Source organism: Phenylobacterium sp., assembly GCF_030693805.1.
In the GTDB taxonomy this organism is placed as follows: Bacteria; Pseudomonadota; Alphaproteobacteria; order Caulobacterales; family Caulobacteraceae; genus Phenylobacterium.
Map to the genome: position 1 here is coordinate 13,252 of NZ_JAUXZW010000391.1, position 20,598 is coordinate 33,849.

Annotated in this window: 17 protein-coding genes; 6 read left to right on the forward strand and 11 right to left on the reverse strand. The window is 64.1% G+C overall.

Going from position 1 to position 20,598, the window contains the following annotated elements; translation table 11 throughout:
* Window positions 1-15 precede the first annotated feature (15 nt).
* Both Q8M88_RS15680 and Q8M88_RS15685 read left to right on the forward strand, forming a co-directional pair.
* Window positions 16-768 carry an SDR family NAD(P)-dependent oxidoreductase gene (locus Q8M88_RS15680; RefSeq protein WP_305598090.1) on the forward strand — a complete coding sequence of 251 codons (753 nt, stop codon included), beginning with the start codon at window positions 16-18 and terminating at the stop codon, window positions 766-768.
* 124 nt (window positions 769-892) lie between these two features.
* The gene (locus Q8M88_RS15685) at window positions 893-2,281 is read left to right on the forward strand and encodes an alpha/beta hydrolase domain-containing protein (protein ID WP_305598091.1); all 1,389 of its coding nucleotides are present in this window, start codon (window positions 893-895) and stop codon (window positions 2,279-2,281) included.
* A gap of 103 nt (window positions 2,282-2,384) precedes the next feature.
* On the opposite strand, the gene Q8M88_RS15690 is transcribed toward Q8M88_RS15685, so the two are convergent.
* Entirely contained in the window at window positions 2,385-2,777 is a 393-nt protein-coding gene (locus Q8M88_RS15690; protein WP_305598092.1) for a VOC family protein, read from the reverse strand.
* A 367-nt stretch (window positions 2,778-3,144) separates the two neighbouring features.
* Between Q8M88_RS15690 and rsgA the strand changes: the two genes are divergently transcribed.
* From rsgA to Q8M88_RS15710, 4 genes are all read left to right on the forward strand, one after another.
* Window positions 3,145-4,218, forward strand: coding sequence for a ribosome small subunit-dependent GTPase A (gene rsgA, locus Q8M88_RS15695; RefSeq protein ID WP_305598093.1), 1,074 nt, complete (start codon window positions 3,145-3,147; stop codon window positions 4,216-4,218).
* 196 nt (window positions 4,219-4,414) lie between these two features.
* Complete coding sequence (locus tag Q8M88_RS15700; RefSeq protein WP_305598094.1) at window positions 4,415-6,067, forward strand: NAD(P)/FAD-dependent oxidoreductase; 1,653 nt, start codon at window positions 4,415-4,417, stop codon at window positions 6,065-6,067.
* 401 nt (window positions 6,068-6,468) lie between these two features.
* Window positions 6,469-7,296 carry an SDR family NAD(P)-dependent oxidoreductase gene (locus tag Q8M88_RS15705; protein WP_305598095.1) on the forward strand — a complete coding sequence of 276 codons (828 nt, stop codon included), beginning with the start codon at window positions 6,469-6,471 and terminating at the stop codon, window positions 7,294-7,296.
* 905 nt (window positions 7,297-8,201) lie between these two features.
* Window positions 8,202-10,433 carry a PAS domain-containing hybrid sensor histidine kinase/response regulator gene (locus Q8M88_RS15710; protein ID WP_305598096.1) on the forward strand — a complete coding sequence of 744 codons (2,232 nt, stop codon included), beginning with the start codon at window positions 8,202-8,204 and terminating at the stop codon, window positions 10,431-10,433.
* Window positions 10,434-10,709: 276 nt separating this feature from the next.
* Here Q8M88_RS15710 and Q8M88_RS15715 read toward each other — a convergent pair whose 3' ends face one another.
* From Q8M88_RS15715 to Q8M88_RS15760, 10 genes are all read right to left on the reverse strand, one after another.
* Complete coding sequence (locus Q8M88_RS15715; RefSeq protein WP_305598097.1) at window positions 10,710-11,144, reverse strand: MarR family winged helix-turn-helix transcriptional regulator; 435 nt, start codon at window positions 11,142-11,144, stop codon at window positions 10,710-10,712.
* Entirely contained in the window at window positions 11,141-12,409 is a 1,269-nt protein-coding gene (locus Q8M88_RS15720; protein WP_305598098.1) for an MFS transporter, read from the reverse strand. Before Q8M88_RS15720 ends, Q8M88_RS15715 begins: the two co-directional genes overlap by 4 nt.
* Before the next feature lie 101 nt (window positions 12,410-12,510).
* Entirely contained in the window at window positions 12,511-13,152 is a 642-nt protein-coding gene (locus tag Q8M88_RS15725; protein WP_305598099.1) for an NADP-dependent oxidoreductase, read from the reverse strand.
* A 57-nt stretch (window positions 13,153-13,209) separates the two neighbouring features.
* Entirely contained in the window at window positions 13,210-13,521 is a 312-nt protein-coding gene (locus tag Q8M88_RS15730; protein WP_305598100.1) for a hypothetical protein, read from the reverse strand.
* A 98-nt stretch (window positions 13,522-13,619) separates the two neighbouring features.
* A complete protein-coding gene (locus Q8M88_RS15735; protein ID WP_305598101.1) occupies window positions 13,620-14,381 on the reverse strand; it encodes an enoyl-CoA hydratase-related protein in 762 nt (253 codons plus the stop codon).
* Window positions 14,382-14,421: 40 nt separating this feature from the next.
* A complete protein-coding gene (locus Q8M88_RS15740) occupies window positions 14,422-14,853 on the reverse strand; it encodes a PaaI family thioesterase (RefSeq protein ID WP_305598102.1) in 432 nt (143 codons plus the stop codon).
* A gap of 322 nt (window positions 14,854-15,175) precedes the next feature.
* Window positions 15,176-15,493 carry an AzlD family protein gene (locus tag Q8M88_RS15745; RefSeq protein ID WP_305598103.1) on the reverse strand — a complete coding sequence of 106 codons (318 nt, stop codon included), beginning with the start codon at window positions 15,491-15,493 and terminating at the stop codon, window positions 15,176-15,178.
* Entirely contained in the window at window positions 15,486-16,196 is a 711-nt protein-coding gene (locus tag Q8M88_RS15750) for an AzlC family ABC transporter permease (RefSeq protein ID WP_305598104.1), read from the reverse strand. The genes Q8M88_RS15745 and Q8M88_RS15750 overlap by 8 nt, the downstream gene beginning before the upstream one ends.
* A 197-nt stretch (window positions 16,197-16,393) precedes the next feature.
* On the reverse strand, window positions 16,394-16,987 hold the full coding sequence (locus Q8M88_RS15755) for a DUF4142 domain-containing protein (RefSeq protein WP_305598105.1): 594 nt from the start codon (window positions 16,985-16,987) through the stop codon (window positions 16,394-16,396).
* Window positions 16,988-17,044: 57 nt separating this feature from the next.
* On the reverse strand, window positions 17,045-20,395 hold the full coding sequence (locus Q8M88_RS15760) for a DEAD/DEAH box helicase (protein ID WP_305598106.1): 3,351 nt from the start codon (window positions 20,393-20,395) through the stop codon (window positions 17,045-17,047).
* Window positions 20,396-20,598: the final 203 nt, after the last annotated feature.

Here is a 20,598-nt window from a genome sequence, read left to right on the forward strand (position 1 = left end):
TATGCGGAGAGACGGATGGATCTGCAACTGACAGGCAAACGTGCGCTCGTCACAGGCGCGAGCCGCGGCATCGGCAAGGAGATTGCGCGAGCCTTGGCGGCCGAAGGCGCGGACGTCGTCGTGGCCTCGCGAGGATTGGAGGCCCTTCAGGCCGCGGCCGCGGAGATCGCTCAAGCGACCGGGCGGCGGGTCGAGCCGATAGCCGCCGACACTGGCGATGACGCCTCTGTGCTGGCGCTTGTCAGCGCTGCGGTCGCGGCCTTCGGCGGCGTCGACATCCTGGTGAACAATGCCGCGGCGGTTGGCGGCGGCGGCGGTTCGTTTCCGAACATGGCCAGTGACAAGCTGATCGCCGACCTCAACGTCAAGGTCGCGGGCTACATGCGCACCGCCCAGGCCGCAGCGCCCCACATGATCGCCGGCGGCTGGGGGCGGATCATCAACATCGGCGGCGTGGCTGCGCGAATGACCTACAATCCGTTCGGGTCCATGCGGAACGCCGCGATCAGCGCGCTTTCGGCCAACCTAGCGAACGAACTGGGTCCCAAGGGCGTCACCGTCAACACCGTCCACCCCGGCTTCACGATGACGGAGAGATCCAGCGAGGCCTTTGAAAAGCGCGCCATCGAGTTGAACACCATCGGGCGCGCGGTGCATGCGCGAGAAGTCGCATGGCTGGTGACAATGCTCGCCTCGCCCCTGTGCGGCGCGATCAATGGCGAGACCATCCTGGGCGGCGGCGGGCTAAAGGGCGCGATCTCGTACTAGGACCGAAGCTGTCTCTCGGTGGTCAGGTCACATCCTGAACGCGGCGCGTCGCTTGCCGCTCTTTGAAGAGCAGCAGATCGTCCTCGTCTAAATCAAACTGGCATCCTCAGAAGGACATGCCCGTATGGCCGAGCTCCATTCGCCTCAACTGCGGGCGACGATCACCCCAAAGGTTACGGGCCCGCTTACGGGCGGCGCTCACGGCTGGGCTTTCGGCGCGCCGGTCGAGGATCTGGATGGCCGCGGCTACAGCTTCCAGGAGTTCCTGATCGAAGGCGTCGCTCGATCGTACCGGGCTGCCGCCGGCCACGCGCCGGGCCGCGACGGGCTTTGGGCTGCCGAGCCTGGCGACACCGCCGCCTACAAGACGCGCATCATGGTCGCGCGACCTATCGATCCGTCCAAGTTCAATGGCGTAGCCCTGTTGAACTGGCAGAACGTCACCGCGGACTTCGACATCGGCTATCCGTCCGGCGAGGAGCTGTTCGGCGGCTGCGCCTGGGTGGGCGTCACCGCGCAGCGGATCGGCGTCCACGGGATGCAAGGCGTGACCAAGAGCCTCGCCGCGTGGGATCCCCAGCGCTACGTCGACCTGCATCATCCCGGTGACGCCTTCAGCTACGATATCTTCGCCCAGGTGGGGCGGCTGTTGAAGGGCGCGCCTGGCGTCGGCGTCGACCCGCTCGACGGCCTTAGGCCCGAGGTGTTGCTGGCCATGGGCGGCTCGCAGTCGGCCATGCGGCTGGGCTCCTACATCAACGCAGCCCAGCCACACGACAAGCTGTTCGACGGGTTCCTGCTGAGCGCGCATTGGGGCATCTGCCCGCCGGTTGTCGAAACGCCGTTGAGCACGCAGTTTGCGCCCTTGGACGCGGGCGTGCTCACGGGCACGTCGCAGATCGCCGACCGGGGCGACGCCCCCATCATGGTGCTGGCCGGTGAAACCGAAGCCCTGGCCAACTTCCCCGCGCGGCAGCCCGACACCGAGACCTTTCGCTTCTGGGAAGTGGCCGGCGTCGCCCACAGCGATCCGGCCCAGGCCGCGACCATGGCGGCGATCGCCGACCGCGACGGCATGCCCTTCGCCGCCGCGCCGCCGCCTCGCAACGTCCTGGAGTGGGGCTTCCTGCGAGACGCCGCGCTGCGCCATCTGATCCGGTGGGTGCGCGAGGGGATCGCGCCGCCGCGCTTCCCCCTGATCGACATCGTCCAGGGGCCGAACGGCGGCATGATCCAGCGCGACGAGCTCGGCAATGCGCTGGGCGGCATCCGCCTTCCCGACCTGGCTGTCGCCACCGGGATCCATCTCGGGACCAATGTGAACGACCCAACCTACGCAACCTCAGGTGAGTCACGCATGTTCGACCTCGATCGGATGCTCGACCTGCACGATGAACCCGAGGACTTCCTGATGGCCTGGGATGGCGCGGTGCAGGACCTGGTCGATGGGGGCCTGGCCTCTCCCGATGCGGCGGCCAACCTCCGCCGGCGCGGCTGGGTCGTCTGGCCGTAAGGTCCGCCCCAGTCTGTTCGCGGGGGATGGGACGCAGAATCGACGTAGTCGCCGAGCTGCGGCAATTGGATGTGCCGACGGCGCCCCTAGATCGGTTGGCGCGTCACTTGGGTCGGTAAAGGGCACACAGTTTATTGCCATCGGGATCACGCACGTAAGCCAAGTGTACCGCTCCCATATTGGTGTTGCGCGGTCCCGGCGCGTCCTCGATCGAAGCACCGCCTTGCGCGACGGCGACGTCATGGAACTCTCTCACCTGCTCGGGGGAATGGCACTTAAAGGCGACGGTGCCGCCGTTGGCGAAGGTGGCCGCCTGGTCGTTGATCGGCTCGCTGACACAAAACGTATTGCCATCATGCCGGTAGAAGAGCCGAGTGTGGCCGCTATCCGCCTTGTTGCGCATCGGTTCGCCCACGCCAAGTGTCCCGAGCACCGCGTCATAGAAGCGCTTCGAGCGCTCTATGTCGTTCGACCCGACCATCACGTGATTGAACATCGTTCTCTCCCTCGTTGGGCGTATCGGGCTGTCCAAGCGAATACCCGGCGCACGAGAAATCGCAACGATCGGGCTGCCTGGCAACCTCCGCAATGTAACCATGACGGCCGTCAGTCCAACGGCAACCTGTCTCCACTTGGCGAAGTGAGAGTAGGGGCGCTCTGCGTGCGAACATGCGCGGCTGCCACCTCGGGCGAGCTATCTGAGTAGCGAAACGGGTTGGTCGATTTGCCTATAACCAATGGGCATACGGCAAGCCTCCAACTGGCCTTGGCTGACAGAGCCCCCGGCGCTTCTTTTTGGAGCGTCTACGGCCTAAAATGGCCTCAAGCGCGCAGTCGCCGGCTCAGGATTTGGATGCCTCCAGTTGATCGATAAATACGGTTGGACCGATTTGCTGGCGCGGGAATTTACGCCTCACGCCATTGAGGGCCACATCCCTGGGCGGATCATCGTTCAGCACCGCGATAGCTATCTAGTCGTCACCGATGACGGCGAGCTGCGCGGCAAGATTTCCGGGCGCCTGCTGCACGAGGCTGGGGAGGCGGGCTATCCCGCCGTCGGGGATTGGGTTGCGCTTGCGTTGAATGAGGCGGAATCCACCGCCACCATCCACGCCGTTCTGCCGCGCCGCACTGCGTTCGTACGGCGGGGCGCTATCGACAGCTCTCACGGGCTGCAAGTCATCGCCGCAAATATCGATGTCGCTTTCGTGGTCACCTCCCTGAACGCCGACCTCAACGCCCGTCGAATCGAGCGTTACCTCGCCGCCGCATGGCAGAGCGGCGCCCGGCCGGTGGTGGTGCTGACAAAGTCGGACCTTAGTGACGATCCAACCGGAGAGGCCGCTGAGATGGCGGCGCTGGCGCCTGACTGCCCGGTGGTGGCGGTTTCGGCGCGCCAGGGCATGGGGCTGGACGCCATGTTGGCCCAGCTTGGCCCCGGAGAGACCGGCGTGCTGATCGGCTCGTCTGGGGTTGGCAAGTCCACTCTCGTCAACGCCCTGTTGGGGGAGGAACGGATGGCGACGCAAACGATCCGCGATAGTGACGATCACGGGCGCCACACGACCAGCCACCGGCAGCTGATCCTCCTCCCCGCTGGCGGCATGATCCTCGATACGCCCGGCATCCGCGAGGTCGGGCTTGTGAACGCCGACGAGGGCGTGAGCGTCGTGTTCGACGACATCGAGCAACTGATCCAGGCCTGCCGGTTCAACGACTGCGGTCACGGCCACGAACCGGGCTGCGCCGTTGGCGCCGCTTTGCAGAGCGGCGCGCTTGACCGTGCTCGTTGGGACCATTTCCAAAAGCTAGCGATTGAAATGGCGGCGACGGAGGCCAAGGCGGAGCAGGTCGCCAAGAACGACGAACGTCGTCGCTTCGTCGCGCTTCAAAAGGGATATCGCGCCGCGAAGCGGGACCATAGAGGCTCCCGCTGATCCTTAGCCGCCTTCACCATCGTCACCACCACTGCGTCTCAGAACACCGAAGCGGTCGAGGCGAGCACGCTTTAGGACGTCGCCGACAGCGGGCGCGCCAAATCAATTAGCAGCAAGCACTGTTTCCTTTAGGCTGGGCGCGTCTGCGCACGGGTTGTCTCCGGCTCAACCGCAATCGCATTGTAATGAAGTGGGGATGGAACTCATGACTCTCGGAGTGCAAACCGCTGAAGCGAAACGCGAGGGAACGGGCGCCATCGAATGGGACGCCATCGTAATCGGCGCGGGCGTTTCTGGGCTCTATCAGCTCTACAGGCTGCGCGAGCTCGGCATGAAAACGCTTGTACTGGAGAAGGGCGCGCGCGTTGGAGGGACTTGGTATTGGAACCGGTATCCCGGCGCGAGATTTGATTCCGAGAGCTGGACCTATATCTATTCTTTTTCAAAAGAAGTGTTGGACGAGTGGACGTGGACCGAGCACTTCGCGTCACAGCCCGAGACTGAGCGTTATCTGAACTTTGTCGCAGACAAATTCGACCTTCGCCAATATATTGAGTTCAACAGCGAAGTCGTGGCGGCTCATTACGACGAAGGGTCCCGATCGTGGAAATTGTCGCTGTCGGATGGGCGCGAGTACCGGACGAGATTTCTGGTCACCGCCATTGGAATTCTGTCGGAAGCCACGCTGCCAAGCATAAAGGGGGTTGAGACGTTCAGGGGCGCTTCCTTCCATACCGCGCGTTGGCCGGAGCAGGGCGTGGATCTCAAAGGCAAGCGAGTGGCGGTCATTGGGACTGGCTCCACCGGCGTGCAGGTTGTCCAGGAAGTCTCCAAGGTCGCCGGCCAGCTGACCGTTTTCCAACGCACCGCGAACTGGGCGGCTCCGCTTCACAACAGTAAGATCGCGCCCGAAGAAATGCAGCGGATTCGCGCCGATTACCCCGACATCCTGGCGCGATGCCGGGAGACGCCCCAATGCTTCGTCCACGCCCCGGATCCGCGCTCGGCGCTTGAGGTGACTGACCAAGAGCGCGAGGCGTTCTTCGAGCAGCGTTACTCTGAGCCCGGCTTCGGGATCTGGTATGGGAACTTCCGCGACATCCTGGTGAACCGAGAGGCCAATAGACTGATCAGCGATTTCGTGGCTCGGAAAATCCGAGAACGTGTGAAGGATCCTGCTATCGCCGACAAGCTGATACCCAAGGACCACGGCTTCGGAACGCGCAGATTGCCCCTCGAGACGAAATACTTCGAAGCCTTCAATCAGCCAAATGTCGAACTCGTGGACGTCAAGGCAACGCCAATCGAAGAAATCACGGAAACCGGCATCAGGACGACCGCCAGGGAATATGAACTGGATGCGATCATCTACGCCACCGGCTTCAACGCCATCATTGGCGCCTTCGAGGCGATCGACATCAGGGGCGTCGGCGGCAAGAGCCTCAAAGAGGAATGGTCCTCAGGACCCCACACCTTCCTGGGCTTCCTGGTGGCCGGCTTCCCGAACATGCTCATGGTCATGGGCCCGCACGGCGGCCTCGGCAATTTCACGCGATTCGCCGAGTTCAATGCGAACTGGGTGACGGAACTGCTCGGCTACGCGCGCGCCCGCGGGGTCACGCGGGTGGAGACGACGGCGGAGGCCCAAGAGGAGTGGTATCGCCACGTAGTTGAATCCGCAGCCGGACTGCTGAGCAATGAAGTCGATTCTTGGATGACCGGGATCAACAAGAACGTCGAAGGCAGAAGCGTTCGCAGACCGTATCGGTACGGCGGCGGTTTCCCGGGCTTCAAGCGGTATTGCGACCAGGTGGTGGAAAACGGGTACGCCGGCGTCGTTTTCGACTAGCGGCCGACGGAAGCCGGAACACCCGTGCCTCGCGCGCAGCCTCCTTGAGATCGACGCAGGGACAGAAGGCGCGCTCGGTCGCCGGCGCCGGTGAGCGTTCTCTGCTCTTCGGCCTCCTGAACCTGGCGCCCGTCTTCCTGTCGCGGCCGTGTCGTTCTACCTCGCCTCGCGGGCGATCCACGCCGACGTCGAGGGCCGGCACATAAACCTCCAGCTAGTCGCCTCCTCGGACCGCCGGGGATTTAACCTGACAAACGCCACAGAGCCCGGGCAAGCGCTGACGTCTTGCTCATTGGGTTGCCTTGATCCGTTTCTGCATGATTACGTCAGATCTATCGAGCGACCACGCGACCTAGCTCCGCGCAATCGCCACGGGCTCTAGGTCCCAGAGGGAGAGAGCTATGACCGACAGAGGCCTCGGGAGGTTGAGCGGCAAGATCGTTATAGTCACCGGCGCTGGCGGCGTTCGTGGCGGCGTCAGCATCGGCAAGGCCATCGCGCTGCTTTTTGCGCAGGAGGGCGCACGGGTCGCGATCATCGACCGCGACCTGGAAAAGGCGGAACTCACCCGGCTTGAGATCGAAGAAAATGGGGGAGAAGCGATCGCAATCATGGGCGATGTCTCCGCAGACGATGACTGCAGGGCCGCGACAGCCCGCGTCGCAACGGTCTTCGGTCGAATCGACGTCCTGGTGAATAATGTCGGAATTGTCAAACGCGGCGCACTTGAGGCCTTTGACGAAGAAGCCTGGTCCCACACCATTAATGTGAACCTCAAGGGCGCCCTGCTGATGTTTCGGCACAGCATGCCGCACATGATGTCGGCGGGCGGCGGCGCGACCGTGAATATCGCCTCTATCGTGGCGTTGGTGTCGAACGGCGGCGGCCTCTTCGCTTATGGACCGTCCAAGGCCGCCCTGCTTGCGCTCACACGCGACATCGCCGTGCGATATGGGAAAGACGGCATTCGCGCGAACGCGATCGTCCCTGGCTATCTCTACTCGCCGATGGTTAACCAGCTTTCCGGCGGGGCCCTCGATGAGGACGTTCGCGAGCGTCGCCGGAAGGTGTCTCCTTTAGGGATCGAAGGCGACGGGTGGGACATTGTGCGCGCCGCCTTGTTCCTGGCAAGCGATGAGGCGCGTTACATCACCGGCGTGTGCCTTCCGGTGGACGGCGGCGCCAGTATAGTTTCCCCGCTGACGGCCGTGGAGATGGTGACGGGATGAACTCGTCCGACGGCCGGATGTCGCGAATTGGGGCTGTCAATCTCATCGTCGCCGCCAAGCCGCCTGCAAGAGCACAGGCGGTCCGTGCGCGGCTCACTGTCCGCTGATGAACAGCACCGGGACGCCCAGCGCCTTCAGATGCCTCATCCCGTCGTCCCGGCTCCGAATGCCGGGCGGGACTAAGTGCAACCCGCGCCTATGCGCGTGGGGCAGCAACTGATGAGTGCACAGGCAGTAATGTGCACATCCATTGCATCAGCTTCGACATTATTATCGTGGGAAGTCCTGAGATCGGCGACCGTCCGGCCCTGACAGACCCCACGAGCGACCTCGTTAGGCGAGGCGTGAGGGCCGGATCAGCCGCAATCTTATCGCATCCAGCGAGGTTCGCTGTCGCCAGATTGTGTGGAGAGATAGACGAGTAGGGCGATGAGCGCGCACACCGCAACGACCATCGCGATCCCGATGTAACCCTCGAATTTCTCTGCGAGATGTCGAGGCTTGTGGTGATGAGTTTCAGGGTCGTGTGGACTCTCGTGCTTCAATTCTTGCTGCATATCGATCCTCCCGCAGGTGCAAGATGCGACGTCTTCTGATGGACTCGCACATTCGGGCCGGCGGCGATCGCGGCCTCAACTATGCTCGTCGCTGGCCTACACTGCTCATGAACCGTGCGCTCTCAGCGAACGCGGGTCAACTCGGGAGCGCATCAAGGACGGAACGCCCAGAGCGGTCTCCACCGCCAAAGGCGGTCTTGGTCCTGAGAACACCACCTCCACTAAAATCGCGAGGTCGGCGACCCGGCGGCGCTGATTTCTCGCCGACCCGGAGTTCGATCTCCGTCCATCCTACCCTGATGTTTGGCGGTCCCACGTTGTCGCCGGCGCGCGCACAGCGGCAACCTGATGAACTTCGGTGTCCGCGAGCAAGATGGTAGTAAGCAATTCCACACGATCGAGGGGCATATTCGGCGCAGAGCCAGTTCGAAGCCACGGGTGACCAATATGCTGCGCAATCGACCGAGGCGCGCGCAACACGCGTCATCTGGGTCGGCTTTGACCGAGCCCAAAACGATCGCTGCGACGGCGATGCGGCTTTCCGCCATCCCGGTTGCGCCCAAGACGGCGGAGGGGGCCTTGGCGGAAATCGGCAAGATCGCCCAACAGGCCCTCAACGAGCAGTCAAGGCTCTCCGAAATCGCCGGGGTCGGCACGTGGACCTTCACCCCTGCGACCGACGTGCTCACGTCGTCGCCAGCCTGGGCGAACGTCCTGGCTCAGGCCGGGGTGGAGCCTATCGAGAGTGGTGAGGAGTTCCGAAGGGTTTGTCACCCTGAAGATGCCGCGTCCGCGCGGGAGGCTTTACAGGCGACAACGGAAGGCGGCGCTCCGGGGGCGTTCACATATCGGGTCAGGGCGCGTAGCGGTCGATGGATCAGCCTCCGTTCCCATATTTACGCGGAAGCCCTCCCAGACGGGCGGAAGGTGCTTCTTGGGATCAGCCAAAACATCACCGAGCTTGTAGAAGCGCGGGACGCTGCAGTCGCCAGTGAGCACCGCAGCGAGCTGGCGCGAAACGAGGCCGAAGCGCTGGCCAAGCGGCTGAAGGTGGCGCTGCACGCCGCGAACGCCGCCGTCGTCGAGATCAATTACGATACCGGCACAGTGTGGATGTCGCCTCAGTTTGTAGAAGTGGTTGGCTGGACGCTAACCTTCCAAGAGGCTCGCCAACCAGTGTGGCCATTCGTCCATCCAGATGACCGGGCCATTGTCGAAGCTGGCGTAAAGAGTTCGCTCGCCGGGGCGGCTCCGGAGCCAGTGGAAGTTAGGATACGCCAGCTTGACGGTACAGAGCGGTGGATCCGGATATGCACGGAGATTCAGAAGGCGGACACGGGCCGCTGGCGCCGCACTATCAGTCTCATCCTCGACATCGACGAGCGCAAACGGCAAGAGCTGGCCCTCATCGCCGCCGAGCAGGTCGCCCAGGCGGCGACGGAGACAAAATCTCGTTTCCTCGCCAACATGAGCCACGAGATCCGCACGCCGCTCAACGGCGTATTGGGCATGGCTCAGGCCATGGCGGCCGATCCCCTTCCAGAAGTACAACGCGCGCGATTGACCGTTATCCGCGAGTCTGGCGACGCGCTGCTCGAGATCCTGAACGACATCCTCGATCTGTCGAAGATCGAGGCCGGCAGGCTAGAATTGGAGGCGGTTGAATATGATCTCGAAGAGCTCGTTCGCAACACGTGCGCATCCTTCGCCGCGACCGCCGAAGAAAAGGGTTTAACGTTCAACCTCGTCAGTGACGGCGCAATCGGCTGCTATCGCGGTGACCCCACGCGAGTGCGTCAAGTGCTGTCCAACTTGATCTCAAACGCCATCAAGTTTACCGACTGCGGTGAGGTGAGGGTCACTGTTCAGCCCAGTGAGATGGGTTTCGCGCTGACGGTAAGGGACTCCGGCGCCGGCATCGAGCCTGAGGCTCTCGCGCGCATCTTCTCGAAATTCACGCAAGCTGACGCTTCCACAACACGAAAACACGGTGGAACGGGTCTGGGCCTGTCCATTTCCCGTGATCTCGTCGAGATGATGGGTGGCGAGATCACAGTCGACAGCCAGCTCGGCGTAGGTTCAACGTTTCGGGCCTCGGTTGCCGCCGAGTGTATTGAGCGCGCACCCACAGCGCAGGTTCAAGCTGACAGGCGGGACATTCTCCCATCTACAGACGTGAGAATCCTTGTTGCGGAAGACAACGCCGTCAATCAGCTCGTGATCAAGACGTTATTGATGCAGGCCGGAGTGGCGCCGACGATTGTCGCCAATGGCGGCGAGGCGGTAGAGGCATGGCAGGCAGAGGACTGGTCGGTGATCCTCATGGATGTCCAAATGCCGGTGATGGACGGCGCTCGCGCAACCGCGCGGATCCGCCAACTCGAGCGCGAGACGGGGCGCAAGCGCACGCCCATCGTCGGACTCTCGGCGAACGCCATGCCCCATCAGACTCGAGAGTACATCGCCGCTGGGATGGACGCTTGTGTTGCTAAGCCGATCGAGGTTCGATCCCTGCTGGACGCTCTGGAAGCGGCGCTGGCGCAAGAAGATGTGTCAGACGTCGAAGCCCTAAATAAATAATTGCGCGCCCGGCGACCGCCGCTCACCCAAGGCCGTTCGGTGTAGTTGGTGTTCGGCGCACGACACTCGGATTGATGGCCTCAAAATTCTCTGCAAGCTCCTTAACAGGCAAGGGTCCTGATCGATCAATAGGAAGGACGCTACGGCCGCAAATCCCTCGACGCGTCGCAAGACTTCTATCGAAGCCGCGGCCCGGTTCTGCTGCAGCGCCGCGCGATGACCGCCGAGGCCGTCTGAACCGCCCCGCTTCGCGGTCCGCCGCGGCGCTGCTACGGCTCAGGTCTGGGGCGGCCTCAACAGTTCTGCGGCCCGGCGCAACCCACCGCTGATCGCCCGCCACTCCTCAGCACCGATGCGGTCGAGAAAATCTTGCTGGACCGCCTCCCAGGCCGGCGTTGCGGCCTTCATCACGCCGGCCCCTTTCGTCGTCAACCGCGCGGCCTTGGCGCGACCGCCGACTGGCGCAATATGCAGCCAGCCCTGACTGACCATCGGCTGCAGCGCCCTATAAAGAGTGGTGCGGTCCATCACCAGCGCCTCAGCAAGGCGGCTAAGATGCGGTTCACCCAACTGCGAGACGTAGCGGAGCACCGTGTATTGGTTTGCGGTGAGGCCGCTGTCGCCAAGCGCCTCGTCATAGAGGCGTGAAACGGCCCGTGCGGCCTTCCGAATGGTGGCGCAGGCGCAGGCGAACACAGCAGGCTCGGTCATGTTGCGGGTTCCATGCGGACACGATCACCGCGCCAGACAATCAGCACCAACGCGACGACGACAGCCGTCGCGCCCGAGAGCATGAACGCCACGCCGTAGTCGCCAGAGACCTGCCGGACCACTCCTGCCCCAATGGCCGCCCCCGCCGCGCCCACCTGATGGCCGGCGAATATCCACCCGAAAACTATGGGGCCGTCGCCTTCTCCAAACCTATCATTGGTCATCCGCACGATTGGCGGCACGGTGGCGATCCAGTCCAGACCGTAAAATATTGCGAACGCGGTGAGACTGGCTGTTTCGAAACCTATGAAGGGCAGTGCAATCAACGAAAGCCCCCGCAAGCCGAAATAGATGAAAAGCAGCCGCCGAGGGTTGTAGCGATCCGTGAGCCAGCCGGAAGCGGTGGTGCCCACGAGATCGAAGAGACCCATGAGCGACAACAAGCCGGCCGCCTGCACAGGCGCGATCCCGTGGTCGCCGCAATAGGAAATCAGGTGAGTGCCGACCAGACCGTTAGTCGTGAAGCCGCAGACAAAAAACGCGCCGAAGAGCACCCAGAACGTGGGCGTCTTCGCGGCTTTCGAGAGGACCGTGAGCGCGCGCAACGCGCCTAGGCCGCCCGGCGTTGGCGCAACCGGCGCTCCCGCGGCCTCGCCATAGCGCCCGAGCGCCCTGTCCTGAGGATGTTCCGGCATGAACAGGAAGATGATGGGAATGAGCGCCGCCAGCGCGAGCGTCACAGTCCAGACAACAGGACGCCAATCTCCCATCTGCGACAGGTGTGCGAGGAACGGCAGGAATATTAGGGAGCCCGTCGCGGCGCTGCCCGTCAGCAACCCCATCATCAAACCCTGGCGACGCGCGAACCAGCGGTTGACGACGGCCGCGGCCAAGACGCCTGTCACGGCCCCGCTGCCGATTCCGGAAACCAGGCCCCAGGTCAGGAAGTACTGCCAAGCCTCGGTCATGAAGAGGCTCGCGAAAGTGGAGCCGGCCATCAAGACCAGCCCCCAAAGCAACACGCGCTTGATGCCGAAACTCTGCATCAGCGCCGCCGCGAACGGCCCGATCAGGCCATAGATGAGGATACCGAGGCCGGCTCCTGTGGATACCGTCGTGCGGTCCCAGCCGAAGGCGAGCTGCAGCGGCATGATCAGGACGCTGGGCGCGCTCCTCAATCCGGCGGCGGCCAGCAACGCCAGAAATGTCAGGGTCAGAACGACGAAGGCGTAGTGAAAGGGCAGTGGGGGCAGGCGTCTGAGCATGATTGATGTATATACATCATTATCCAGGAAGCCAGCACTCCGGGGCGTGAACCCACGGACTGCTGGAGATCGCCCTCTACGCCGCGGCTTGAGGCGCGCGCTCAGCTCAGCCGGACGGCGACTTTGCCGCGGTTTCCGCCCGCCAGCAGCCGGATGAGGGCGTCCGGCGCTTGGTTCAGGCCGTCGGCCATGTCGACGATCGGCCGCAGCTGGCCCTCGGCGACCCAGCGGCGCATGCGCGCCTCGGCCTCGCCCCGGCGTGGGAAATGGTCGAAGATGATGAAGCCTTCCATCCGCAGCCGGCGGCCGACCAACACCCCCGGAAGCAGGGGCGAAACGAACGGCGCGCCGCTGATGTCGTAGTTGGCGATCGCTCCGCAGCAGACCACGCAGCCGCCCTGTTTCATCACGCGCAGCGCTGCGTCCAGGACCCGGCCGCCGACAGTGTCGAAATAGAGGTCGACGCCGTCCGGGCAGGCGCGCCCCAGCGCCTTTTGAAAGTCGCCGGCCTTGTAATCGACGGCCGCGTGATAACCGAGGTCCTGCGTAAGCCAGGCGCACTTCTCCGGGCCGCCGGCGATCCCTACGACGCGGGCCCCGGCCAGCCTGGCGAGCTGGCCCGCGATCACGCCTACCGCGCCGGCCGCGGCCGACACCACCACCGTGTCGCCGGCCTTCATGCGGCCGATGTCGAAAAGGCCGAAATAGGCGGTCAGGCCGGTAATCCCGTAGAGGCCGATCAACTCCTCGAGCGGCGCGCCGGGATCCCGCTTGACGAGCTCGCGGGCCGGGAGCGCGGCTTAGTCCTGCCAACCGCCGTCGGCCTCAACCACATCGCCCGGCTTGAAGTCATCCACCGTCGAGGCGACCACCTCGCCCAGGGTGTAGCCGTGCATCACGTCTCCCGGCATGACCTGCTCGCGGTAGGTGCGGCCGCGCATCCAGGCGCGGTTGGCTGGGTCGATCGAGAGCATGCGGTTGCGGATCAGCACCTGGCCCGGTGCGGGCTCCGGGATCGCCGCCTCGCGCCACTCGAAGATGTCGGGCGTCACGGCGCCTTCGGGGTTGCGCAGGAACACCCACTGTCGGTTCGTCGAAGCTTCACTTTGCATCGTATTGCCTCTCGGGTTTAGTGGCGGATATTCTGCGCGCCGGGAGCTTGCCTCTCGAGGCCTTAAGCTGCTGAAGCGCACGGAATACCAGGTCTCAATCAGCTGGTTGCTTTTGAGGCGCGCGCGGTGAACGCCTCGAAGGCTGCCAGCGCTTCGGGGCTCTTCAGTCGCTCGAGGAAGAAGGTGCGCTCTTCTTCGATGCGCGCCGCGATGGTCGACCGCTCTCGCATCAAATGCTTCGTCGCCGCTAGGGCGCCCACAGATTGTCTGGCCAGCGCCGACGCAGCCGCCGCGGCGCGCCCGCGAACTTCGGCGACCGGAACGACCGCGTTCGCGAGCCCGGCCTGAAGCGCCGTCGTCGCATCGATCGGCTCGCCCAAGGCGAACATCGCATAGGCGCGGACATGCCCGATCCTCAAAGGCATCAACCAGCTCGATGCTGCTTCCGGAACCAGTGCGAGGTTTACGAACGGCGCGACGAGCCTCGCATTGTCGGCGAGATACACCAGGTCGCAGTGCAGCAGCAGGGTGGCGCCGACGCCGACTGCGTTACCCTGGACGGCCGCGACGATCGGCTTGGACGCGGCGCCAAGGTTGCGGACGAAGCGGAAGGCGGCAGGCTCCGATGCGCCTGGCGCGGTCGAATGCTCTATAAAATCGGGAATGTCGTTGCCGGCGGTGAAGTTGTCGCCGTCCGCTTGCAGCAGAATTACGCGAACTTCCGGATCTATCTCAGCCTCTTCGAGCGCTTGGGAGAGGTCATCGTACATCGCACTGGTGAGGGCGTTGCGTTTCGCAGCGCGCGTCAGAGTAATCGTTAGAATATGATCGCGCAATTCACGCGCAATGAAGTTATTCATCGAAGTCTCCTAGTCCTTGACGTGGCGGCTTGTGACATCGTCAGGCTTGCGGCGCGGCTCTGTCTTGTGTCGGTACGAGGAGCGTCTGGCCCGTCGCAGCGAGCGTAGATCGCCCTTCGGACACGGCGAACAGCTCCGCCGCGGCGAAGATCTGTTTGCGGCCGGGCTTGAGTATTCGCGCCCGGGCCACGAAGGTTTCTCCTCGAGCAGGTGCGAGGCAATTCACAGAAAAATGGGACGCCATCACCCATTCGTTCGTCGTCACGGCGGCAAAGCCGCAACTCGTGTCGATCAGCGCCCCGATCATCCCTGCGTGCAAGAACCCGTTGTACTGACCGAAGTCTTCACGCCACGCGAGCGTCAGTTCGACCAATCCTGGTTCAGCCGCCGTAACGCGGAGACCCGCCCAGCGATTGAACGCAGCTCGGCTGTTGATCTCTTCAAGCTTCTCGACGAGCGACTGTTCACTCATGTGCTCTCCATGACCAACGGGGTGATGCTGCAAGGAAGTCATCATGGAACCGCCGGCCTTCTAGGGATCGACATCCAACGGTCCAACGCGGCCAGCCGCTTCCAGCGACGGCGATCACATATAGACCGGTCGCCATAATCCCTGTCAATTGAGAAGTGCATGGGAAACCGAAGCGGCTAGGCGGGTTGAGATCCTTTTTGGCGAAATGGACCCGCGGAAAAGGTGCGGGCACGATGGTTGACGCCTCGAACGACGAAGGCGAGGTGATCGACCTGGTGATGCAAAAGCGGCGCGAGGCGGACGCGGCCCTCGGGCAAGCCGACTATCCAGCCATTCCAGCGTACCGGGCGAGGGCGGCAACGCCCATGCCGGCGATCACGGCGAGGAAATCGCTCTTGGTCAACCCCATCAAGACCATCGCCGCCACCACGGCGAGCGCCGCAACCAACCCACCGTGAATCACGACTGGAAGGACTGCCGCTGCGATGATCGAACCCGGCAGCGCGCCGAGCATACGCTTGACCCGCGGTGTCGCCGGCACGTAGCGCATCAACCAAAATCCGCTGATCCGCATGGCGACCGTCACGGCAGCCATGCTCAGGATCGCGATCATCACATCGCCGCGAATGAGCTCAGTCATTCATCAAGCCCGCAGTGACTGTCCCGGCAACCGCGCCTGCTATGATGAACCAATAGCCTGGTGCGAGAGAGGTGACCGCGACGGCCACAATGCCCGACACCACCCATGGCGCCGCGTGCGAGACGCCTCGCCAGGAGGGAATGAGGAGCGCAGCGAAGAACGCCGGCATGAGTAAATCGACGCCATAGGCGCGTGGATCGGCGATTCGCTCGGCGAACAGATAGCCCGGTACGGCCGCCAGGACCCACATGCAGTAGGATAGAAGCTGGCCACCAAGATAGAACGAGGCGTCCGCTCCACCGCGCTCACGATAGCGCGTGGCCAACAACCATCCTCCATCTGTGTTGATCGCCAATGGTGGATAGATTTGCCAAGCCGGTAGTGGCCCGAGCCATGGGCGAAGCGAAGCGCCCATGAGGAAGAATCTGACATTAACTGTCGCAGTGACCAATACTAGTGCTGCGATTGTCGAAGGTGTCAGCATCTCCGGCCATGATTGCACGGCGACAAATTGCGACATACCTGCGTAAACGAAGCTGGTCATCGCCAATGCTTCGGCTAGGGAAAACTCCCTTTGCGCAGCGAGTGCGCCAAACGCCATCCCGAACACGAACTGGCCTGGCAGGAGCGGCAGCATGGCGCGCACGCCAAGCAGCAAGCCTGCCCAAGACCAATACGGCGGCGCCAGCCCGTCGGTGGCCATTGGCGCGTTTCGTGTTCCGGACACCTCACTGTCGGGTAGGGGCGCTGGATCACTGGTCATGCATCGCTGCTTGCAGCGCGCTGCGGCACATAGTCAACGCGACAAACAGAAAGGGTGGCGTGTCGGCAGCCATTTAAACCCACGCGACCGGATCAGCGCGGCTCAGAAGGTAGATGCGGCCGTCCGATGGGGCGAAGCTATTTCACGGCGGTTTGCAGCGATTTCACCTTCTCGAGGTGGGTCCGGATTTTGGGGACCGCCTTCGCCGCGCCGCCCTTCAGGCCGGCGTCGCCGCCGTTGTCAGCGTATCCGCGCATCAAGGTCAGCGCTTCCTCGTGCGCCGCGGCCTGCTGGTCGAGATAGGTTCGGTCGAAATTCGCGTCGGTCGCAGCCTTCAAATTGTCGATCAAGCCCTGTCGGCGTTCGTCGAGGCTGGCGGCCGGCGTCTTCTGCGCGGCCGCAATGAGCGATTTCATCTCATTGGACATCGCTGTGTGATCGCTGACCATCATCGCGGCGAAGGATTTCACCGCGTCGGTCTTGGAGCGGCTTTGGGCGATCTTGCCCGCCTCGATCTCGTACATATCGCTTTGGCTGGCGTTCGAGACGAAGGCGTCGGTGTCGTTGGCGCCCAACGTCGTGGCGGAGGCCTGGCCGACGGCCGCGCCGACGGCGTCCTGAGCCGCGTTCACCGGTTGGGCTTCCGGCGCCTCGGGGGCCGGCTTGTTACACGCGGCCAATGAAAAAGCAGCGACCGCGGCGGCGGTTGAAAGTGTCAGGTATGAGCGCATGGGATCCTCCAGTTTCTTCGTCAGCGCGTGGGGACGTAGAAGGTTCACACAGCCAGATCAGCCCACCAGCCGCGTCAGCATGCGCTCGACGAACCCGACCGGATCTGCGGCGTCCTTCGGGCGCGTCTGGAAGACCAGCCGGTCATCCTTGACGCTGACCACATCGCCGCTTTCGCCAAGTCGCGCCAATGCGCTCCCGGCAGCGCCTGGGGCCAGGGACATGGCGATGCCCTTTGGTCCTGCGCCGATCGCGCGCACGCCAGCAGCCCTGGCCAGGATCTGCAGTCGGGCGAGGGCGAGCAGCGCCGCGGTCTGCTTGGGGATGGAGCCAAAGCGGTCTTCGAGCTCCTCCTCGAAGTCGTCGACCTCTCCGAGGCCATCCATGCGTGCGACGCGTGCGTAAAGGTTGATGCGCGTCACTGCGTCGGGGACGTAGTCCGTCGGGATCGAGCCGATCTCGCCAAGGTTGAGCGACGACGCCCATTCCGGCGCGACCTCCTCGCCACGCGCCAAGCGGATCGCTCGGGCGAGCAGGCGCTGATAGAGGGCCGAGCCGACCATCCGCACGTGGCCTGCCTGTTCCTCTCCAACGAGGTCGCCGCCGCCGCGCAGATCGAGGTCGCGGGCGCTGATCGCCAGTCCCGAACCCAGTCGATCGAAAGCCTCCAGGGTCGATAGCCGCGCCCGCGTCGCCTCCGAAAGGTCTTCGGCAGGATCGGCGAGCAGGTAGGCGACGCCCTGAGTGCGACCGCGTCCCACGCGCCCGCGAAGCTGATGCAACTGAGAGAGGCCAAAGCGATCAGGCCGCCAGACGAACATCGTGTTCGCCCGCGGGACGTCGAGGCCGCTTTCGATGATGTTGGTCGCTAGCAGCACGTCCCCACGTCCGTCGGCGAAATCGATCATCACCTTGTCGGTCGCGTCGGCCGACAGTCCGCCGTGGGCGATCGCGACAGAAAGTTCCGGCGCGATCTCCGCCAGTCGACTGCGCATCGGCTCGATGTCGTCGATACGAGGAACGACGAAGAAGCTCTGTCCGCCGCGCCTTTGTTCGCGCAGCAGGGCGGTGCGCAGGCTCGCAGGGTCGAGTGGCGCCAGGAACGTGCGGATGGGCCGACGCCTGGCGGGGGGACTGGCGATGACGCTCACGTCCTGCAGCCCGACCATCGCCGCCTGCAGAGTGCGCGGGATCGGCGTTGCGGTCAGCGTCAGCAGATGGCCCTCGGCCGCCAAGTCACGCAACTTGCTCTTGAGGACCGCGCCGAATTTCTGTTCTTCATCAATGATCATCAGGCCGAGGTCGGCGAAGGCCACGTCGTCGCTTGCGAGCGACTGGGTGCCGATGACCACCCCGATTTCGCCGCTCGCCAAACCCTCGCGGACCGACTTCGCCTCCGCCGCGCCCACGAGGCGCGAAAGGCGCCCGACCTTGACGCCCGTACCCGCGAAGCGCCGTTCGAAGGTCTCCACATGCTGGCGCACCAGCACCGTGGTCGGCGCGGCGACCGCCACTTGGCGGCCGCTCAGGGCGACGGCCGCGGCGGCGCGCAAAGCGACCTCGGTCTTGCCGAATCCGACGTCGCCGCAGATCAGTCGGTCCATGGGGCGTCCAGACGCGAGATCGGCGAGAACCGCCTCGATCGCTGCAGCCTGGTCCGGCGTCTCGGGATAAGCGAAGCGGGCGGAGAGCTTCGCATAGGCCGCCCGCGGCGGCGTCAGCGGTGGGCACGTCGCACCTTCCCGCACGCGCGCCAGGGCGACCAAGTCCGCGGCGGTCTGGTCGATGTAGGCGCTCACCTCGGCCCGGCGCTTCGTCCAGGCGTCTCCCTTCAGTCGATCGAGCGTCACTGCGGATTCCTCAGCGCCGTAGCGCCAGATCCGACCGATCTCCTCGACGGGGGCGAGAAGGCTGGCGCCGCCGAAGTATTCCAGGTGCAAAGTGTCGCGATCGACGCCGTCCACGTGGACCGTACGCAGGTCGCGCAGGACGCCGACGCCATGATCCTCGTGGAGGACGACATCGCCGATCCTCAGATCGGGCTCGGCTAGCAGCGCGGCGGCGCCCTGCGTCTTACGCGCGGCCACCCTCCCGCCAAGGACGTCGCTTGCGGCGATCACCGCCAGCGCAGCTGCTGGCTCAACGAATCCTGTCTCCAGGTCGACCTCGAGGCTGACGACGTCACCTGCCGGAGCGTTGCGAGCCGCGTCCCAGTCGGGCGCTACGCCAGGCTTCAGACCCAGGCCTCGATCCAGCGCCTTCGCCAGCGCCCGTTGCTCATGTCTAAGACCGGTGAGCACCACGCGACGGCCTTCAGTGCGATGGAGATCTACAAGGTCGCAGAATGCCCGACCCGGATTGCGCTGAACCGCCAACCCGGCTGTGGCCTCAACGCCGTCCAGATCGAGGATCAGCGGTGTCCACGCGCCCATTCGCTCGTCCAGCTCGCGTCCCAGCACATAGAGCCGTTCCGTGGCGAGAGGCGGCGCGTCGTCCAGACCGCCGAGCGAGCACCGGGCCTCGTAAGCCTCAAGAATCTGAGATTCCATCGCCGCCAGACGTTCGGCGGCGTTCGGGTCTTGGGACAATGACGCCTTCGCTGCGAGGTCGAAGACGCTTTCCAGCGTGGCGTAGTACTCAGGCAATCGGTGCTCGACGCCAACTGGCCTTGGGAAGGGTGCATCGTCTTCGGTCTGGTGGGTGTCCGCAATCCACTCGCTCGCCGGGCCGAGGACCAGGGTCTGGCGAATGGCGTCAGAACGCTGCGTCAGGGGATCGTAGGTCCTGATCTCGCCGACAACATCGCCATCGCCTAGTACAATGCGGACCGGTTGGGCGGCGTCGGCGGGGAAGATGTCGACCACCGAGCCCAGCATCGCGATCTCGCCAGGCTCATCGATCCGGTCGTCGACCACGTGACCGGTACGCATCGCGAAACGCATGAGCGCCGCGCGGTCCAGCGCCTCGCCAACATGGATTTCGAACGTCGCCTCGCTCACGATCTTCCGAGCAGGCGTCCGTTGAACGAGCGCCTCCGGCGACAACACCAGGATCCGAGGGCGCTTCGCCTTCGCCGACAGCTGTCGCAAAGCCGCGAGGCGCCGCCCCATGATGTCGCGCGACGGGGAAGCCCGGTCATATGGAAGACAGTCCCACGGCGGAAGGATGATGACGTCGATGTGGGGAGCGAGGCCGGCCAGTGAACGGCCGATCTCCTCGGCGCGGCGCTCGCTCGACGCCAGATGCACGATCTGCAGCGCGCGTTTGGCGTTTGTAGCCTGCGACGCGAGCTTTACGGCGATCGCAGCGGTGGGCGGCTGACCAGACGCGCGTCCTGGCGGATTCGCCTGGCGACCACCAAGTCCAAGGACTTCGCCTACGGATCCGGGCTGCGCCTCACCACTGGACATGGATGTCTCATCTGCTGGACCTGGGAAGCTGTGAACACGGCCCGCAGACTTCGGTTGCAGGCCTAAGATCCCCAGGGCGGCACCACGATCAGCGGCCTTCCAAGACGAACGCTGAGGTGCTGATTTTCATCGCCAAACACAGGCCTGCACAGATTAGGCGACGTTTGCGCTCCGCTCAGTCCGCCCGCAGCAAGTCCCTCTCG

Bases quoted from the DNA above. Each gene is read 5' to 3' on its own strand.
- Q8M88_RS15680 (WP_305598090.1), top strand. From the start codon at position 16: ATGGATCTGCAACTGACAGGCAAACGTGCGCTCGTCACAGGCGCGAGC.
- Q8M88_RS15685 (WP_305598091.1), top strand. From the start codon at position 893: ATGGCCGAGCTCCATTCGCCTCAACTGCGGGCGACGATCACCCCAAAG.
- Q8M88_RS15690 (WP_305598092.1), bottom strand. From the start codon at position 2,777: ATGTTCAATCACGTGATGGTCGGGTCGAACGACATAGAGCGCTCGAAG.
- Q8M88_RS15700 (WP_305598094.1), top strand. From the start codon at position 4,415: ATGGAACTCATGACTCTCGGAGTGCAAACCGCTGAAGCGAAACGCGAG.
- Q8M88_RS15705 (WP_305598095.1), top strand. From the start codon at position 6,469: ATGACCGACAGAGGCCTCGGGAGGTTGAGCGGCAAGATCGTTATAGTC.
- Q8M88_RS15710 (WP_305598096.1), top strand. From the start codon at position 8,202: ATGAACTTCGGTGTCCGCGAGCAAGATGGTAGTAAGCAATTCCACACG.
- Q8M88_RS15715 (WP_305598097.1), bottom strand. From the start codon at position 11,144: ATGACCGAGCCTGCTGTGTTCGCCTGCGCCTGCGCCACCATTCGGAAG.
- Q8M88_RS15720 (WP_305598098.1), bottom strand. From the start codon at position 12,409: ATGCTCAGACGCCTGCCCCCACTGCCCTTTCACTACGCCTTCGTCGTT.
- Q8M88_RS15730 (WP_305598100.1), bottom strand. From the start codon at position 13,521: ATGCAAAGTGAAGCTTCGACGAACCGACAGTGGGTGTTCCTGCGCAAC.
- Q8M88_RS15735 (WP_305598101.1), bottom strand. From the start codon at position 14,381: ATGAATAACTTCATTGCGCGTGAATTGCGCGATCATATTCTAACGATT.
- Q8M88_RS15740 (WP_305598102.1), bottom strand. From the start codon at position 14,853: ATGAGTGAACAGTCGCTCGTCGAGAAGCTTGAAGAGATCAACAGCCGA.
- Q8M88_RS15745 (WP_305598103.1), bottom strand. From the start codon at position 15,493: ATGACTGAGCTCATTCGCGGCGATGTGATGATCGCGATCCTGAGCATG.
- Q8M88_RS15750 (WP_305598104.1), bottom strand. From the start codon at position 16,196: ATGGCCACCGACGGGCTGGCGCCGCCGTATTGGTCTTGGGCAGGCTTG.
- Q8M88_RS15755 (WP_305598105.1), bottom strand. From the start codon at position 16,987: ATGCGCTCATACCTGACACTTTCAACCGCCGCCGCGGTCGCTGCTTTT.
- Q8M88_RS15760 (WP_305598106.1), bottom strand. From the start codon at position 20,395: ATGTCCAGTGGTGAGGCGCAGCCCGGATCCGTAGGCGAAGTCCTTGGA.